Below are 17,910 nucleotides of genomic sequence, written 5' to 3'. Positions count from 1 at the left end.
TGACAACGACTTTTAAAAATTCGCCCGAACTGCGCAAAAAAGGGCGCCCAAGATGGGCGCCCAGCAGGGAGATATCCCAGAGCCGCTTAGCAGCTGTAATACATCTGGAATTCCATCGGGTGTGGCGTGTGCTCATACGCCTCGATTTCTTCCATCTTGAGCTCGATGTAACCCTCGATCTGGCTTTCGGTGAAGACGTCACCGGCCAGCAGGAAGGCATGATCTGCCCGGAGCTCGTCAATCGCCTCACGCAAAGAGCCACAGACTGTTGGAATGCCTTCAAGCTCTTCGGCAGGCAGATCGTAGAGGTTCTTGTCCATTGCCTCGCCTGGATCGATCTTGTTGTTGATGCCGTCAAGCCCGGCCATGAGCAGTGCCGCAAAGCACAGGTATGGGTTGGCGGATGGATCCGGGAAACGGGCCTCAACGCGCTTGGCCTTGGGGCTTTCCGTCCATGGGATCCGCACACAGCCTGAACGGTTACGCGCGGAGTAGGCCCGCAGAACCGGTGCTTCAAAGCCAGGGATCAGGCGTTTGTAGCTGTTGGTCGATGGGTTGGTGAAGGCGTTCAGCGCCTTGGCGTGCTTCAGGATGCCGCCAATGAAGTAGAGCGCTTCCTGGCTGAGGTCAGCATATTTATCGCCTGCAAACAGAGGTTTGCCATCTTTCCAGATCGACATGTTGCAGTGCATGCCCGTGCCGTTATCGCCCGCGATGGGCTTGGGCATGAAGGTCGCCGACTTGCCATAGGCTTGGGCGACATTGTGAATGACGTACTTGTATTTCTGAAGCTCGTCGGCTTGCTCGGTGAGCGAGCCAAAGATCAGACCCAGCTCGTGCTGACAGGACGCCACCTCGTGGTGATGCTTGTCGACCTTCATGCCAAGACGTTTCATGGTCGAGAGCATTTCAGAGCGGATGTCCTGTGCGTCATCAATTGGGTTCACCGGGAAATACCCGCCCTTGACGCCGGGACGATGGCCCATATTGCCCATCTCATACTCGGTGTCAGTGTTCCAGGACGCATCCAGCGCGTCGACTTCATAAGACACCTTGTTGATCGACGTTGAGAAGCGCACGTCGTCAAACAAGAAGAACTCGGCTTCCGGACCCCAGTAGGACACATCACCAATGCCCGAGGATTTCAGGTAGGCCTCAGCCTTTTGCGCCGTACCACGTGGATCGCGCTCATAAGCTTCGCCCGTATCTGGCTCGACCACCGAACAATGCACGCACATAGTCTTCTCTGCATAGAAGGGATCAATGTAACCCGAATTGGTGTCCGGCATCAGCTTCATGTCCGAGGCTTCAATCGATTTCCAGCCTGCGATGCTGGATCCGTCAAACATGAACCCTTCGTCGAGAAAGTCCTCATCGACCTGATCGGCCATAACCGTCACATGCTGCAGTTTGCCCCGTGGGTCAGTGAAACGAATGTCAACATACTCGACATCCTCGTCCTTGATCGTCTTGAGCAAGTCTTTTGCGCTCATGGTCCTTAATCCCCTTGCTGTTTTGGAGTGATGTTACAGTGCGTCCGAACCGGTCTCGCTGGTGCGGATGCGAATGGCTTGTTCAATCGGGCTGACAAAGATTTTACCGTCACCGATTTTGTCGGTCTTGGCGGCCTCAACGATGGCTTCAATGGCGGCGTCCACCTGATCATCGTCCAGCACCACGTCAATTTTGACCTTGGGCAGGAAATCAACCACGTATTCAGCGCCACGATAAAGCTCGGTATGGCCTTTCTGGCGGCCAAAGCCCTTGACCTCGATCACGGAAAGACCCTGCACGCCCACGTCCTGAAGCGCTTCCTTCACTTCATCGAGCTTAAACGGCTTGATGATGGCCTCGATCTTTTTCATGGTCGTCTCCTCCGACTTACTTTCGCAGACGTGCAGACCACTTCTGTTTCGGGGGAACAATCGGATAGGGTGCTGTGACCAGCGCGCGAAGGATGCGAAATCATAAATGCCTAAATTTTAGGCAAATTGCACAGGAAGTGAGCGAAATTGAATCGAGGGGTAGGAGAGAGATGACCGAATTGCTCACAGCAGCCCAAATGCGCGCCATCGAACAGGCCGCGATTGAGTCGGGTGAGGTGACGGGCCTTGAGCTGATGGAACGCGCGGGGCGGGGTGTGGTCGAGGCGGTGTTCGAGGAATGGCCGGACCTGGCCAAAGCCCCGCACCGGGCGGTGGTTCTCTGCGGTCCGGGCAACAACGGCGGCGACGGGTTTGTCGTGGCGCGGCGCTTGCGCGACAAGGGTTGGACTGTCGAAGTTCTGTTTTTCGGCGAAGCGGACAAACTTTCGCCAGATGCACGCAAAACCCGGGATGTTTGGGCGGAAATGGGAGATATCCGGCCTTTGACGGTGGAAGAGGCGGCCACGGGTAAACGTCCTGCACTTCTGATCGATGCGATGTTTGGCACCGGATTGTCGCGTGCGATCCCGCTTGAGCTGGCCAATGCGCATCACGCCGTCCGCAAGCGCGACGTCGGTGACTCGCACCCATGGCTGGTTCCGTTTCACATTGCCGCAGTTGATTGCCCGTCCGGACTTGATTGCGACAGCGGTCACTTTCTCATGCCGGAACGCCCGACAGAAACCGGCGATGACGACAGGAATTTTGAAAGGTCTTGGGCGTGGTGGCAGGATGATGCATCAAGACGCTTGTTGCGGACCGACCTGACGATTGTGTTTCACCGTAAGAAGATCGGACACGTCTTGAGTGAGAGCTGTGGCGCTATTCGAGTGGTGGATATCGGTCTTGGCGCAGAGGATTTGCATCCAGCGCATCTTAAGGCGCCGCGAATGCCTGACCAGGTCATTGAACTTGATTTTGAGCTGCCCAAGGGCCGGTCTTCACGGATATGGCCGGGCCGTGATCTTGATAAGCGATTTGGCCTTGGCCGTCACAAGTATGACCACGGCCACGCCCTCATCCTCTCTGGCCCTCCCGGCCAAACCGGCGCCGCCCGACTTGCTGCCAGAGGCGCGCTGCGCATTGGGGCAGGGCTGGTCACCCTCGGCGTGCTGTCTGCGGCGCAACAGGAAGTGGCGAGCCAGATCACCGCCATCATGCTCAAACAGGTCAAGGACGCGGAGGCGCTGGCCAATGTCTTGCAGGATGACCGTTTGAATGCGCTGTGCCTTGGACCGGGGTTGGGCGTTGAGCGTGCGCGGGAGTTTGTTCCTGTGGTGTGTGGCGGGGTGGAACCCCGCCCTACGGTGTTGGATGCGGATGCATTGACTGCTTTTGAGGGTGCGCCAGAAACGTTGTTTCACATACTCCACAATACCTGCGTCCTCACCCCCCACGCCGGCGAGTTCGCCCGCCTTTTCCCGGACATCGCCGAAAAACTCAACGCGCCCGCCACCAAAGGCCCGGCCTATTCCAAGGTCGATGCTACACGAGAGGCCGCGGCGCGGGCCGGGTGCGTGGTGCTCTTCAAAGGGCCTGAAACCGTGATTGCGGCCCCCGATGGGCGCTGTTCGATCAACTCTGCCCAATACGACCGCGCAGCCCCGTGGCTGGCCACAGCCGGGTCAGGCGATGTGTTGGCGGGGTTCATCACCGGGCTTCTGGCCCGCGGGATTGATCCGATGTCGGCGGCGGAAACGGCGGCCTGGCTGCATGTGGAATGCGCGCTCAGTTTTGGCCCCGGCCTGATTGCCGAGGACTTGCCAGAGGAGCTGCCAAAGGTGTTTCGGAACTTGGGCCTTTGAGTCTTAAGCTGCCCGTGACGTGCTTTGCGCCACAGGATCACTGCCCAATTCCAGCCCGTCAGCGTAGATGACATGCGGCATGTCAAACTGCAGCGTGAAAAGCGCCATCCGTTGCATTCCCAGATCGGTGATAAACTCACCATCAACAAGCCGCCGCGCGGGCACAAGCGCCTGCGCCGCACCAAAGAGCGCCTCGGCGCGCCAATCACGAATGAGCATGGGTTGCTCTGCTGGTAGGATGACATCCCTCTCGGGGCGCGTATGCCCCAACGACCCGGCAAGGATTTGCACGGCATATGTCTCAACTGTCTGTCGCGTGATGCGGCGCAGCACTGCCATGCCCTGATCGCGTGTGATCACCCGCGCGCCGGGGCGCAGCGCCTCAACCGGCGTCTCGCCATCCAGCGTCAGCACGACAGCACCGGGTAAAATCCCGATTGGTTTCAAAGGAATACACGTATCTTCTGTATCAGCCTGGCTGATCTTACATGCCGTCATCGGCCCACTCGCTCTGATCTTGCCTGTTTTTTGCATGAGATTATGGCAAGATTCCGTAAATGTCGCGCGTTTTCTTTGCGGCCAAATTACTCTCGCGCCCGGTCGATTTGCTCTCGCATCCCGGCCCTTGCTTTGCTAAGAGGCGCGTCGATGCGGGTGTGGCGGAATTGGTAGACGCACCAGATTTAGGTTCTGGCGCCTTTGGCGTGGGGGTTCGAGTCCCTTCACCCGCACCAAACTTTCAAAAAATTGACTAAGTATTGTGCGGACCCGGCGCATCGATTTTCACAATTGCGTCAAGCGGCCTGGGTCAAACTTGCCTGTCTGCTTTGCTTTTAAAGGGTTTTGCCGTGTCAGCCTGCGTGAGCAGGATGCAACCTCCCCGATAAATCGCTTGTTTGCCTGCGGGGCTGCATGTTTGGGTGGACATAAGCACAGCTCGGGGAGGATGAGCCATATGAAACGAACACTACTAACCGCAGTTCTTGCGTTGGCCCCTATGGCAGGGTTTGCCGCCGAGGGGGAGCGCATTCAGATCAAGGGTGAGATCATCGACACCTGGTGCTATTACTCCGGTGTCATGGGAGGACCGGACGCCGTGGTCGGCTCCGCGCACCACACCTGTGCTCTGTGGTGTTCTGCGGGTGGTATCCCCGTGGGTCTTCTGGGGGAGGATGGTCAAGTTTACATGGTGCTCAAGATCGAGGGCGATGACAGCTCGGCCAGCGGCGACACGCAGCTCAAACTGGCCAGCCATGTGATTGAGGCGGACGGTATCCTCTACAAACGCGATGGTCTGAATTACCTCGTGGTGGAAGAAGTCGTGTCTGATCTGGGCATCACCAATCTCAACCACGAAGATTACGGCCCCGTGCCGGGCTTTGCCATCCCGAAACCCAAGAAATGAGGCCTGTTATGAAAAAACTGGTTTTGTCACTGGCCTCCATGGCGCTTCCACTGGGCGCGGCGGCCGAAGATTTCTCAGCCAATTCCGAGGCCAAGAGCTGGAACCTTTTCGCCGAACAGCCCGCGCGGTTTGAAGCCAAGGTGGTCGACATCCTCTGTGAGTTGTCCGGGGACTGCCCGGACAATTGCGGCGATGGCAAACGCCAGTTGGGCCTGTTGCGCGCGGCAGACGGTGTGCTGGTCTATCCCAATAAGAACAGCCAGGCAGCCTTTACCGGAGCGGCGGTGGAATTGGCGCCTTACTGCCAGGCTGATGTCGAGGTCGACGGGTTGATGATCGAAGATCCGGATCTGGGTGCGAAGAATGTTTACCTCATCCAGAAAATTCGCAATGTGGGCGATGCGGACTGGGTCAAGGCCAACACATGGACCAAAAAATGGGCCGCTGCACACCCCGAAGCCAAGGGCAAAGGCCCGTGGTTCCGCCGCGACCCGCGCGTGAAGGCGAAAATCGAGGCGAACGGATATCTCGGGCTAGGGCTTGAGACGGATGAGAAATTCATTGCCGAGTGGTTTTCGGAATGAAGCGCGCGATGACACTGTTGGCGGCCGGTTCACTGGCCGTCGCAGCTCAGGCCCATGACGGCGAGGATCACAGCGGCGGCTCTGCGGCAACAGCGATTTCGCCGCAAGTGGAGGAGGCGCTGAAAAATGCGCCGACCGCGCTGCCGTGGGAGGTTGGCGGGCCGTTTGCGCTTTTGGACCATACCGGCGCGGAGCGAACTCAAGCTGATCCTGATGGTAAGTATCAACTGCTGTTCTTCGGCTATGCCAACTGTCCGGGCATCTGCAGTGCTGCCTTGCCGATGATGGCGCAGGCGGCGGAGCAGCTTGAAACGGATGGTGTCGCGGCGCAGGCGCTTGTGGTGACGATTGATCCCAAGCTGGACAGCGTTGAAACCATGGGGCCAAGCCTTGCCAAAATCTCAAACCGTCTTTTGGGCCTGACGGGTACGCCAGAGGCGCTGAACGTGGCCTATGAGGCGTATAATGTGGAGTTCGAGCATCTCTTTGACGACCCGCAATATGGGCCGATCTACAGCCATGGCAGCTTTATCTATGTGCTTGATCCTGCGGGAAATGTCCTCACTCAAGTGCCACCCATACTACCGCCCGAACAGGTGAGCCAGATCGTGCAGAAATATGTGAAAGCGGGGTCCTGAGAAGCGGAGGTGATTTTGGTCATGGGCAACGCCGCTCGCGCGGACTCACGGCGCGTAGCACCGCCGCGCTATCGCCAGTTCGCCCTGGGCTGGCTAATGGTTCGCGAAAGCGCTTCTATCAAAGAGCAGGCGGGTTTGGCTGGCGTGATGTGATCTGAACTAATGGCGGATCGCCATCCCGTGGTCTGGCCATCGCGCGGCTCGCTCCGAAAACTCTGGGAGGTTCACAACATCTGCAAACTTGCCCCTCCCGTCGCCGCGCCAATCTGACCATGAAATTGCTGAAATTACCGGGTTCTCATATGCCGCGACCCATGTTTAACTCCCCTCAGCGAATAATAAGCCAAATAGGGAGGAGCCGATGGCACAGGTCAGCATGACCGTGAACGGCAAGCCTGCGTCCGGTGAGATAGAAGGTCGCACGCTGTTAGTTGATTTTATCCGAGAGAATTTGGGCCTGACCGGCACGCATGTGGGTTGCGACACCAGCCAATGCGGCGCCTGCGTGGTGCATGTGGACGGCAAGGCGGTCAAAGCGTGCACCATGTTCGCCGCCGAAGCCGCTGGTGCCGAGGTGACGACCATCGAAGGCATGGCCGCCGACGATGGCACGCTCAACCCCATTCAACAAGCGTTCCAGGACCATCATGGCCTGCAATGCGGGTTCTGCACGCCAGGCATGGTGATGTCGGCCTCGGCGCTTTTGGCCGACAACCCCAAGCCGAGTGAGGCGGAGATCCGGGATTACCTAGAAGGCAATATTTGCCGCTGCACAGGTTATCATAACATCGTCAAGGCGATCCTGGCCGTATCCGGTCAAGACGTCAGCAGCATCGCCGCCGAATGAGGCGCAAGGTGCGCCGCGGCGCATCGCATCAAAGGGAGGATATCAAATGCCCAAAGATGGAGGCATCGGCGCCAGTTCCAAGCGGCGCGAAGACGTGCGGTTCCTGACAGGGACCGGCAACTACACAGATGACATCAACCTACGCGGTCAGGCCTATGTGCATTTTCTGCGCTCGGACGTGGCGCATGGCACGCTGAAATCGGTCGACACCAAGGCTGCCGAGGGCATGCCCGGCGTGCTGCGAGTGTTCACCGGAGCGGATTTTGCCGAGGTGGGTGGATTGCCCTGCGGGTGGCAGGTGACAGATCGCCATGGCGAGCCCATGCAGGAACCCGGACACCCGGTTCTGGCGCAAGGCAAGGTGCGCCACGTGGGCGATCCGATTGCCGCCGTGGTGGCAGAGACGCGCGAACAGGCGCGCGACGCGGCAGAAGCCATTGAAGTCGATATCGACGAGCTTCCTGCAGTGATGGATATGAAGGCCGCATTGGAGGACGGTGCCACCAAGGTGCATGACGATCTGACGTCAAACCTCTGCTATGACTGGGGTTTTGTTGAGGAAAACAAAGACGCCGTGGATGAGGCCATCAAATCAGCGGCGCATGTCACCACGCTGGAACTGAGAAACAACCGGTTGGTGCCCAATGCGATGGAGCCGCGTGTGGCGGTGGGCGATTACAACCGTTCTACCGATGACAGCACGCTTTACACCACCTCGCAGAACCCTCATGTGATCCGTCTTTTGATGGGCGCGTTTGTTTTGGGCATCCCGGAACACAAGCTGCGTGTTGTGGCCCCTGATGTAGGCGGTGGCTTTGGCTCCAAGATCTATCACTATGCCGAAGAGGCGTTCTGCACCTTTGCGGCCAAGGCGCTTAATCGCCCAGTGAAATGGACCTGTTCGCGCTCTGAGGCGTTCATCTCGGACGCGCATGGCCGGGACCATGTGACCAAGATCGAATTGGCGCTGGATGCGGACAACAATTTCACTGCCGTGCGCACAGAGACTTACGCCAACATGGGGGCGTATCTTTCGACCTTTGCGCCCTCCATCCCGACCTGGCTTCACGGCACGCTGATGGCGGGCAACTACAAGACGCCGGTCATCTATGTGAACGTGAAAGCGGTCTTTACCAATACCGTGCCGGTCGATGCCTATCGTGGCGCGGGCCGCCCCGAGGCGACGTTCCAACTGGAGCGTGTGATCGACAAAGCCGCGCGTGAGCTGGGCGTCGATCCCATCGCGCTCAGGCGGCAGAACTTTGTCACCGAGTTTCCCTATGCCACACCCGTGGCGGTGGAATATGACACCGGGGATTACAACGCCACGATGGACAAGCTTCTTGAGATGGCCGACATGTCGGGCTTTGAGGCGCGGCTGGCCGAGAGCAAGAAAAACGGCAAGCTGCGTGGCCTCGGCGTGAACTGCTATATTGAGGCCTGCGGTATCGCGCCCTCAAACCTTGTAGGGCAATTGGGCGCGCGGGCTGGTCTTTACGAGTCCGCCACCGTTCGGGTGAACGCCACGGGTGGCATCACGGTCATGACTGGCAGTCACAGCCACGGGCAGGGGCATGAAACCGCCTTCCCGCAAGTGGTGGCCGACATGCTGGGCATTGACGAGAGCATGATCGAGATCGAGCATGGCGATACTGACAAGGCGCCCATGGGCATGGGCACCTATGGCTCACGTTCTATCGCTGTGGGCGGCTCGGCCATGGTGCGTGCGACCGAGAAGATCATCGCTAAGACCAAGAAGATTGCAGCCCACCTGATGGAAGCCTCTGAGGCCGATATCGAGCTGAAGGATGGGCAATTCACCGTGGCAGGCACAGATAAATCCGTGGCCTGGGGTGATGTGACCTTGGCGGCTTATGTACCGCACAACTATCCGCTTGAAGAGATCGAACCGGGGCTGGAGGAAACCGCGTTTTACGACCCGGCGAACTTCACCTATCCCGCAGGGGCTTATGCCTGCGAGGTCGAGGTTGATCCCGACACCGGGAAGGTCACGATTGAGCGGTTCGCGGCTGCGGATGACTTTGGCAACGTGATCAATCCGATGATTGTCTCAGGTCAGGTCCATGGAGGTCTGGCGCAAGGCATTGGTCAGGCATTGCTTGAAAATGCCGCCTATGACGAGAACGGTCAGCTTCTGAGTGCGTCCTACATGGATTATGCCATGCCGCGCGCCGATGACGTGCCGTTCTATAGCGTTGATCATTCCTGCCAGACGCCTTGCACGCACAACCCTCTGGGTGTGAAAGGCTGCGGCGAGGCGGGGGCGATTGGCTCACCGCCTGCGGTGGTCAATGCGGTGGTCGATGCGCTGCAACGTGCAGGTCATGACATCACCCATATCGATATGCCCGTGTCGCCGTCGCGCGTCTGGGCAGCCATGCAAGGGTAAGGAGATCAGACATGTATGCATTTGACATCGAACGCCCGAGCACAATCGCAGATGCGGTCGCGGCTTTGGCCAAGAGCGAAGAAAACCAGCCATTGGCAGGGGGGCAAACGTTGATCCCCACGCTGAAACAGAGGCTGGCGGCCCCTGAGACCTTGGTGAGCCTCGGCGGCATCAGCGAAATCCAGGGCATTTGTCAGGACGATGCTGGCCGGGTCTGTATTGGCGCGGGAACAACCCACGCCGACGTCGCAGCCGGGGCGGGGGCCTATCCGGCACTTGCGTCTCTGGCCAACAACATCGGGGACCCTGCGGTGCGCAACCGTGGCACCATCGGCGGATCATTGGCCAATAACGACCCCTCGGCTTGTTATCCGGCAGGGGCGCTGGGCTCTGGAGCGACTATTGTCACCAACGCACGCGAGATTGCGGCGGATGATTACTTCCAGGGGATGTTTGAAACCGCACTCGATGCGGGTGAGATCATCACAGAAGTGAAATTTCCCGTCCCCGAAAAGGCCAATTACCAGAAATTCGAACAACCCGCGTCGCGCTTTGCGCTGGTGGGTGTGTTCGTGGCCAAATATGCCGATGGCGTCCGCGTGGCTGTGACAGGGGCGTCCGAGGGCGGTGTGTTCCGCTGGTCCGAGGCCGAGGCGGTGCTGTCGAATGATTTCTCTGCTTCCGCCCTTGAGGGTGTGTCGCTCTCTGGCGATGGCATGATCAACGACCTGCACGGCTCAGGCGCTTATCGCGCCCATCTAGTAGGTGTCATGACCCGTCGCGCGGTTGAGGCGGTTTAGCAAGCCGGTTCTGTGCTTTTTTGTTAGTCCGGCCTCAACGGGCCGGGCTTTCGTTGACGAAGGCTGAGGTGTCCCCGGCAGGCACTTCTGTGTGAGAGGTGGACACTCATTCATATTTCCAAAGGAACGGAACCAACGGGCGTAGCCCCGCCGTGCAGGACCGGTCCGATGGGCCGGTGTTTCGTTGATGCAAGGTACTTTGGAAACTCATCTTGACGACTTGGCATGAACAAAGCGCGCTCCTCGCACGACGACTGCGCCATGGCGAGGCAGTTCAATGAACGGTCACGACAAAGCTTGCAACTCCAAACACCAAAGGAGACGTTTGCCCAGTGTGTTGCGGTGATCAGTGGACTCGACAGCCCAAAGCGACCGTCTATTTCGACACAGCAAAGAATCCTTGCAGCGCCTTTAACGTCTCGTCGGGCGCGCAATCGACAAAAAAATGCCCACCCGGGATTGATGCGGCGCGCATGTCCGCGCATTTGTCCGTCCAGGTATCGCCCACGTCATAGGTCTGTCCCATGGCCCCATCCGCACCATAGAGCACGAGCATAGGGCAGGTGATCTGTGCACCGAGATCAGACCAATCGTCCACGACATCGTGGGAAATCGCCGCGCGGTAGTCATTGCACATGCCGCGGATCGTGTCGGGGTCGCGCCAGGCTGCACGGTAGGCGGCCAGTTGGTCGGAGTCGAAATCCTCAAGCCGCGCCGCGCCCCAGCCCAGCAGACAGGACTCAAAGTACCGATCCGGGTTGGCGGCAATCATGTGATCCGGGAAAGGTTCGGGCTGCGCGAGGAAGAACCAATGGTAGTAGGCCTGCGCCACATCCATGCGCAGCTTGGTGAGTAGGGTATGGGTGGGAATAATGTCCATGACACAGAGCTTTGAGACAGCCCACGGCGCATCCAAAGCCAAACGATGTGCCACGCGCCCACCCCGGTCATGGCCAGCCACTGCAAATCTCTTATGGCCCAAATGGGTCATCAACGCGATCTGATCCCGCGCCATTTCGCGAAAGCTGTAGGCGCTGACGGGTTGCGGCTTGCCGCTTGCGCCATAGCCGCGCAGATCGGGGCAGATCACTTGGTACGTATTGGCCAATTGCGGGGCCACCTTTGCCCAAAGCGCGCGGGTTTGCGGAAAGCCATGCAGCAAGAGCAGGGGTGGGCCATCACCGCCCATGCTCCAGGCAATCTCGATGCCGTTCAACATCTCGACATGATCCTCAAAGCCCAGGATCATCACAGATCAGCCTGTCAGCTCGTCCAGCACCCGCGCCCAGCTGCGCACGCCTTTTTGAAAGCTTTCGACGTTGTATTTCTCATTCGGGCTATGAATGGCGTCGTCTTCGTTGGCAAATCCGATCAGCATGGAATCCAGCCCGAGGATTTCCTTGAAGAACCCGGCAATCGGGATCGAGCCACCCATGCCAACAAAGACCGCCTCCCGGTTCCATTCATCGCTAAGCGCCTGACGCGCGGCTTCGAACTCGGGGCGCGCGATGTTCATCACCGCCGCGGGCGAGCCGTCAAGATCATCATTCCATTCTACCCGCGCATCTGGGGTCAGCCGGTCCTCGACATGTTTGCGCAGCTTGCGACGAAGCGCGTCGGGGTCCATATCTCCAACCAACCGGCAGGTGACCTTGCAATGCGCCTCGGCCGGGATCACCGTTTTGGTGCCCACGCCCTGATACCCGCCCCACAGGCCATTGACTTCTAGCGTTGGTCGTGCCCATTGCTGAACCAGCGTCGAATAGCCGTCTTCGCCATGCGGCTCGGTGAAGCCCACGGATGTAAGGTATTCATCCTCATCAAAGCCGCTGTTTTCCCATTGGCGCAAAAGATCGTCCGGCACTTCGTGCACGCCTTCATAAAATCCCTCGACCGCCACGCGGCCTGTGTCGTCATGGAAGCTGGCGATGAGACGAGAGATTTCGCGCAACGGATTGAGCGCCGGTCCTCCGTAATGACCTGAATGCAAATCGATTCTTGGGCCGTGGATTGTGAACTCTTCCTTCACCATCCCACGCAATTGTGAAGCAATAGACGGCACACCCGGCGCGACCATGGACGTGTCGCAAATCAGGGCCAGGTCGGCTTTCAGTTCGGCGGCATTCTCTTCCATGAAAGGCACAAGCGAAGGCGAGCCGGATTCTTCTTCGCCCTCGAAGAAAAACGTGATGCGACAGGGCAGGGTGCCAGTGACCGCCTTGTAGGCGCGGCAGGCTTCGACAAAGGTCATCAATTGCCCTTTGTCGTCTGACGATCCGCGCCCGCGAATGACTTGACCTTTGGGGGTATCTTGTAGCTCGGGCTGGAACGGATCGGTGTGCCACAGGTCGAGGGGATCCACCGGCTGCACGTCATAATGACCATAAAACAAAAGGTGCGGCGTGTCCTTGCCTTCCGGTCCGTCAATATGGCCGACCACCATCGGATGGCCCGATGTCAGGCGTTTCTCAGCGCGCGCTCCAAGGCTTTGCAGGTCTGCCACCAGCCAATCGGCGGCTTCCTGACAGGGTTTGGCATAGGCTGGATCGGTCGAAATTGACGGAATACGCAACAGCTCCATCAGGCGATCCATCGCCTGCGGCATGTCGGAATCAATTCGGGCCAAAACGGCGTCAAGGGACATGAGATGTCTCCAATCATTGGTCGTGGAGTTTGGCGCGACCCTACCAGCCCCGTGCGCACTGTCCAGCATCTTGATTTGGGTCAAAGAGACCCCCGTGGCAATTTGTAAACTATTGCTTGCAAGCGACGGGTTCTATATCCGTCCCAAGAAACCTGAGCATGTCATTTCGGTGACATGTGGCCCACCCAGGCCAGACTGCCAAGGAAGGGAAGACGCGTGGATTTTTCTGCGAAGCTTGATGAAGCGATTGCGCGCCTGCATGAAGAAGGCCGGTATCGGACGTTTATCGATATTGAACGTCAAAAGGGGCAGTTCCCGCATGCGATCTGGCGTCGTCCGGATGGCACCGAACAGCCCGTGACGGTCTGGTGCGGCAATGACTATCTTGGCATGGGGCAGCATCCGGTCGTTTTGGAGGCGATGCACGAAGCGCTGGATGCCACCGGGGCCGGTTCGGGCGGCACGCGCAACATTTCCGGCACAACCGTTTATCACAAACGTCTGGAGGCCGAGTTGGCGGATCTGCATGGCAAGGAAGCTGCGTTGCTTTTCACCAGCGCCTACATCGCCAATGATGCCACGCTCTCAACTTTGCCAAAACTGTTCCCCGGTCTGATCATCTACTCCGATGAACTCAACCACGCCTCGATGATCGAGGGCGTGCGTCGCAATGGCGGGGCCAAGCGGATTTTCAAACATAACGACCTGGATCACCTGCGCGAACTGCTCGCTGCCGATGATCCGGATGCACCGAAACTGATTGCGTTTGAATCGGTCTATTCCATGGATGGCGATTTTGCTCCGATCGAGGCCATTTGCGATATGGCTGATGAGTTTGGCGCGTTGACTTACATCGACGAAGTGCATGCCGTCGGCATGTATGGGCCACGCGGAGCAGGTGTTGCGGAACGTGATCGGCTGATGCATCGCATCGACATCATCAACGGCACGCTGGCCAAAGCCTTTGGCGTGATGGGCGGCTATATCGCGGCGACGGCCAAGATGTGTGACGCCATCCGCTCTTATGCACCGGGCTTTATCTTCACGACATCCCTGCCACCTGCGGTGGCGGCTGGCGCGGCGGCATCTGTGGCGCATCTCAAAACCGATCAGGCGCTTCGTGATCTGCACCAGACGCAAGCCAAGACACTCAAGCTGCGGCTCAAGGGTCTTGGCCTTCCTTTGATTGATCATGGCAGCCACATTGTGCCTGTGATCGTTGGTGATCCGGTTCATACCAAAAAGCTCAGCGATATGCTGCTCGATGGCTATGGCATCTACGTCCAGCCGATCAATTTCCCCACGGTCCCAAGAGGCACAGAGCGGCTTCGTTTCACGCCATCGCCGGTGCATGGGCCGCAAGAAATTGACCAACTTGTCCACGCAATGGACGCACTTTGGAGCCATTGCGCCTTAAATCGGTCCGAATTGTCTGCATAAACGTGCTGCGGGTGCATTCGCATCTGCTATATGTTACAGTTATGAGAGACGGGCGGGATGCACGCGAATCATGAGATTGCGAGCAGGCATAGGACAAAGGCAGTAAGGGTATGATCGGTTTCCGGTCAAAACGTGTGTCAGACGAACCGGGAGACGAACCTCGCGGTTTCGATGCATTTGACCTGCGCCTCGGTGACATGATGCGCGGCGAACGCGCGACCATGGGCAAATCTTTGCTGGATGTGGAACGCGAGCTTCGGATCAAGGCGTCGTATGTTGCTGCGATCGAGAATTGCGATCCCGATGCCTTTGACACACCTGGCTTTATTCCCGGCTATGTGCGCTCTTATGCCCGCTATCTGAACATGGATCCCGATAAGGCATTTGAAGGCTTCTGTCAGGAAAGCGGGTTTTCTATCGCGCACGGAATGTCCGCAGAGGCGTCGAGCCTACGGCGTGGCGAGATTGCCAAAGCGCGCCGCAAGATGCATCGCGAAGATCCGATTGCGGTTCCCAAGACACCCTTTGTCCCGGCCAAAGATTCCATTGTGTCCGGCGTGGAACCCGGCGCGATTGGGTCGGCCCTTGTTCTGATGCTGCTCATCGGCGGGATTGGCTACGGCGGCTGGAGCGTTCTGAATGAAGTTCAACGCGTGCAGTTTGCACCGGTTGAGAATACACCAGATGTCTTGAGCGATCTTGATCCTCTCAATGGAGTGGTTGCCGCGCCTCCGGGTGCCGAGACGTCGGAGGATCCGACGCAGACCGCGGATGGCGGATTTGAAGCGCCTCGTGATGAACGCCTGGATCGGCTTTATAGACCTCAGGCGCTTGATGTGCCTGTGCTGACAGCACGCGATGCTCCGATTTCAACGCTGGACCCATCTGAGGTGGGTACATTCCGTCCCGAGCTTCCTTCGGCGGATACGGCGCCTTCGAATTTTGCGTCAGAGTCTCTGCCTTCGAATTTCTCGTCCAACGCTTTGGCGTCGGTCACATCGGATGAACAAAGTGCAGAAGACGCCCCGTTGATCAGCCCACAAGTCCTCACCGATCAACCGCAAGGCGTGCGCATGGTGGCTGTGCGCCCGGCCTGGGTTCGTGTTCGGGCGGCTGATGGCACGGTTCTGTTCGAAGGCATCATGAATGCCGGTGACAGCTGGGATGTCCCTGTGACCGAAGAACCGTCCGAGCTGCGCGTGGGCGAATCCGGTTCTATCTATTTTGCCATGAACGGCCAGCACTACGGCCCGGCCGGTCCAAGTGGACAAGTGACCTCTGGCTTGCCATTGGATGCGCAGATGTTGGCAGACGCTTTGCAGGTCGCTGACATTAGCCAAGATGAAGACCTGCTGCGCTACGTGGCAGAGCTTCAGGGCGTGACAGAGACGCCGGAGGCCCCGATCGAGGACTAAACGCCGCAAGGCAATTGCCTCTTGTGCCGCTGCAACCTATTGTCAGATTAAGTTTACAACGTTGCGGGTCCGCGCTCATGTCGCTCAATCACATCCGTCCCTGGCGCAATATCTATCGCCGCAAAAGCCGACAGATCATGGTGGGCAACGTGCCGGTCGGTGGGGATGCCCCGATTAGCGTGCAGACCATGACCAACACGGTCACTACGGACATCCCGGGCACCATCGCACAGGTTCAGGCTGCCGCCGAGGCTGGAGCGGACATTGTACGTGTATCTGTGCCTGATGAGGAGTCGTCTCGTGCGCTCAAGGACATTGTACGTGAAAGCCCGGTGCCGATTGTGGCCGATATTCATTTTCATTACCGCCGAGGTATCGAGGCGGCAGAGGCCGGTGCTGCGTGCTTGCGCATCAATCCGGGCAATATCGGCTCTGAAGACCGCGTTCGCGAAGTGATCAAAGCCGCGCGTGATCATGGCTGTTCCATGCGCATTGGCGTGAATGCCGGGTCTTTGGAAAAGCACCTGCTTGAGAAATATGGAGAGCCCACGCCTGAGGCGATGGTGGAATCCGGTCTCGACCATATCAAGGTGTTGGAAGACAATGACTTTCACGACTTCAAGATAAGCTGCAAGGCCTCTGATGTCTTTATGGCGGCGGCGGCCTATCAAGCTTTGGCCGAAGCCACGGATGCGCCGATTCACCTTGGCATCACCGAGGCCGGGGGGCTTGTGTCGGGCACAATCAAATCCGCGATCGGGCTGGGACAACTGTTGTGGATGGGCATCGGTGACACGATCCGCGTGAGCCTTTCTGCTGATCCGGTGGAAGAGGTGAAAGTCGGCTACGAGATCCTGAAATCCCTCGGCCTGCGCCATCGCGGCGTCAATATCATTTCCTGCCCCTCTTGCGCGCGGCAGGGGTTTGACGTGATCAAAACCGTTGAGGCGCTGGAAAAGCGGTTGGAGCATATCAAAACGCCCATGAGCCTGTCGATCATCGGCTGTGTGGTGAATGGCCCCGGAGAGGCGTTGATGACCGATGTCGGCTTTACCGGTGGCGGCGCGGGGTCGGGTATGGTGTATCTGGCGGGGAAAGCCAGCCACAAACTGTCCAATGATGAGATGATTGAGCACATCGTGGAACAGGTTGAGAAAAAGGCAGCTGAGATTGATGCTTCAGACGCGGCGCAAGCTGCGGAATAAGTGTTATATCTCAATGCTTTGCAGTCTGGTTTTAAACTCCGTTACTCGGCCCGCAGCGCTTCTGCCAGAGTCAGCATTTCATCCGCTGGAACAAAGCCGCGCAGCATCTGGTTTTGCATGACAAATGTCGGCGTACCAGAGATGCGCAGGCGTTGCGCCAAGGCGTGATTGGACGCGATCACTTCGGTCACTTCATCGCTTTCCATATGCGCGAGAATGTCATCAGTGGGCAGGCCAAACGTATCGCTGAGCCGTCGCAACGCCGGTTCGGATACTTCACCTGGCAGGGCGATCAAGGCGTCGTGCACGGTCTTGTATTCCTCGTCGCCAACGAGTTGTTTCACCGCAATGGCAAAGCGTGATGCGGTTACAGAATCCTCTCCAAGAATGGGAAATTCCTTTACAATCAGGCGGATGTTTCCATCAGTTTCGAGTAGGTTTTCGATCTCAGGATGGGCACGTCGACAAAAACCACATCGGTAGTCGATAAACTCAACTAGCGTGATATCGCCGTCAGGGTTGCCGCCCACCAAGGAATGCGTGTCCTCAAAAAGCGCGTCTTCATTGGCGGCGACCAAGGCCATGTCGGCTTCGGCCTGTTGCGCGGCTTCGCGCTGTTCCAGAACGGCGACTGCCTCCATGATCACTTCGGGGTTTTCCAAAAGATATTCCCGAATTTCGGCACGAAACGCCTCGCGCTCGGCATCGCTCATCCTGTCAAGATCAAGGCTATGTGCGGGTAGGGCGAGAGCGGTGAGGGCCACTACGGTCGTAAGCCAGTTTTTCATTCTC

16 protein-coding genes and 1 tRNA gene are annotated in these 17,910 nt (G+C 58.2%); 11 read left to right on the top strand and 6 right to left on the bottom strand.

What is annotated here, in order from left to right:
* Positions 1-86: 86 nt before the first annotated feature.
* Entirely contained in the window at positions 87-1,493 is a 1,407-nt protein-coding gene (gene glnA / locus RZ517_RS11620; protein WP_338548394.1) for a type I glutamate--ammonia ligase, read from the bottom strand.
* Between the two features lie 33 nt (positions 1,494-1,526).
* The gene (locus tag RZ517_RS11615) at positions 1,527-1,865 is read right to left on the bottom strand and encodes a P-II family nitrogen regulator (RefSeq protein ID WP_317055214.1); all 339 of its coding nucleotides are present in this window, start codon (positions 1,863-1,865) and stop codon (positions 1,527-1,529) included.
* A 170-nt stretch (positions 1,866-2,035) separates the two neighbouring features.
* On the opposite strand from RZ517_RS11615, the gene RZ517_RS11610 reads away from it, so the two are divergent.
* Entirely contained in the window at positions 2,036-3,730 is a 1,695-nt protein-coding gene (locus tag RZ517_RS11610; protein WP_338548393.1) for an NAD(P)H-hydrate dehydratase, read from the top strand.
* 3 nt (positions 3,731-3,733) lie between these two features.
* Here the strand turns inward: RZ517_RS11610 and RZ517_RS11605 are convergent, their stop codons facing one another.
* Positions 3,734-4,228: a Hint domain-containing protein gene (locus tag RZ517_RS11605; protein ID WP_338548392.1), complete on the bottom strand. Its 495-nt coding sequence runs from the start codon at positions 4,226-4,228 to the stop codon at positions 3,734-3,736.
* A gap of 152 nt (positions 4,229-4,380) precedes the next feature.
* Between RZ517_RS11605 and RZ517_RS11600 the strand changes: the two genes are divergently transcribed.
* The 7 genes from RZ517_RS11600 (at position 4,381) to RZ517_RS11570 (ending at position 10,414) form a co-directional block, all read left to right on the top strand.
* Positions 4,381-4,464: transfer RNA gene (locus tag RZ517_RS11600), tRNA-Leu, on the top strand.
* Positions 4,465-4,685: 221 nt separating this feature from the next.
* Positions 4,686-5,135 (top strand): hypothetical protein, encoded by a 450-nt coding sequence (locus RZ517_RS11595; RefSeq protein WP_338548391.1) that lies wholly within the window; start codon positions 4,686-4,688, stop codon positions 5,133-5,135.
* Between the two features lie 8 nt (positions 5,136-5,143).
* Positions 5,144-5,719 (top strand): hypothetical protein, encoded by a 576-nt coding sequence (locus RZ517_RS11590; RefSeq protein ID WP_338548390.1) that lies wholly within the window; start codon positions 5,144-5,146, stop codon positions 5,717-5,719.
* An 8-nt stretch (positions 5,720-5,727) separates the two neighbouring features.
* A complete protein-coding gene (locus tag RZ517_RS11585) occupies positions 5,728-6,357 on the top strand; it encodes an SCO family protein (protein WP_338548389.1) in 630 nt (209 codons plus the stop codon).
* Positions 6,358-6,718: 361 nt separating this feature from the next.
* Positions 6,719-7,204 carry a (2Fe-2S)-binding protein gene (locus RZ517_RS11580; RefSeq protein WP_338548388.1) on the top strand — a complete coding sequence of 162 codons (486 nt, stop codon included), beginning with the start codon at positions 6,719-6,721 and terminating at the stop codon, positions 7,202-7,204.
* Between the two features lie 46 nt (positions 7,205-7,250).
* On the top strand, positions 7,251-9,614 hold the full coding sequence (locus tag RZ517_RS11575) for a xanthine dehydrogenase family protein molybdopterin-binding subunit (protein ID WP_338548387.1): 2,364 nt from the start codon (positions 7,251-7,253) through the stop codon (positions 9,612-9,614).
* 11 nt (positions 9,615-9,625) lie between these two features.
* On the top strand, positions 9,626-10,414 hold the full coding sequence (locus tag RZ517_RS11570; protein ID WP_338548386.1) for an FAD binding domain-containing protein: 789 nt from the start codon (positions 9,626-9,628) through the stop codon (positions 10,412-10,414).
* Positions 10,415-10,790: 376 nt separating this feature from the next.
* Here RZ517_RS11570 and RZ517_RS11565 read toward each other — a convergent pair whose 3' ends face one another.
* On the bottom strand, positions 10,791-11,663 hold the full coding sequence (locus RZ517_RS11565) for an alpha/beta fold hydrolase (protein ID WP_338548385.1): 873 nt from the start codon (positions 11,661-11,663) through the stop codon (positions 10,791-10,793).
* 6 nt (positions 11,664-11,669) lie between these two features.
* Entirely contained in the window at positions 11,670-13,058 is a 1,389-nt protein-coding gene (locus RZ517_RS11560; RefSeq protein ID WP_317054950.1) for a dipeptidase, read from the bottom strand.
* A gap of 216 nt (positions 13,059-13,274) precedes the next feature.
* Between RZ517_RS11560 and hemA the strand changes: the two genes are divergently transcribed.
* From hemA to ispG, 3 genes are all read left to right on the top strand, one after another.
* A complete protein-coding gene (hemA, locus tag RZ517_RS11555) occupies positions 13,275-14,498 on the top strand; it encodes a 5-aminolevulinate synthase (protein WP_338548384.1) in 1,224 nt (407 codons plus the stop codon).
* 110 nt (positions 14,499-14,608) lie between these two features.
* The gene (locus RZ517_RS11550) at positions 14,609-15,913 is read left to right on the top strand and encodes a helix-turn-helix domain-containing protein (RefSeq protein WP_338548383.1); all 1,305 of its coding nucleotides are present in this window, start codon (positions 14,609-14,611) and stop codon (positions 15,911-15,913) included.
* Between the two features lie 77 nt (positions 15,914-15,990).
* Positions 15,991-17,118, top strand: coding sequence for a flavodoxin-dependent (E)-4-hydroxy-3-methylbut-2-enyl-diphosphate synthase (gene ispG, locus RZ517_RS11545; RefSeq protein ID WP_338548382.1), 1,128 nt, complete (start codon positions 15,991-15,993; stop codon positions 17,116-17,118).
* Positions 17,119-17,159: 41 nt separating this feature from the next.
* On the opposite strand, the gene RZ517_RS11540 is transcribed toward ispG, so the two are convergent.
* A complete protein-coding gene (locus RZ517_RS11540) occupies positions 17,160-17,906 on the bottom strand; it encodes a DsbA family protein (protein ID WP_338548381.1) in 747 nt (248 codons plus the stop codon).
* Positions 17,907-17,910: the final 4 nt, after the last annotated feature.

The sequence above is a fragment of the Roseovarius sp. S88 genome, from assembly GCF_037023735.1.
GTDB lineage: Bacteria > Pseudomonadota > Alphaproteobacteria > Rhodobacterales > Rhodobacteraceae > Roseovarius > Roseovarius phycicola.
Note: the sequence above shows the minus strand (reverse complement) of the source record. Positions and strands in the feature narration are given on the sequence as shown.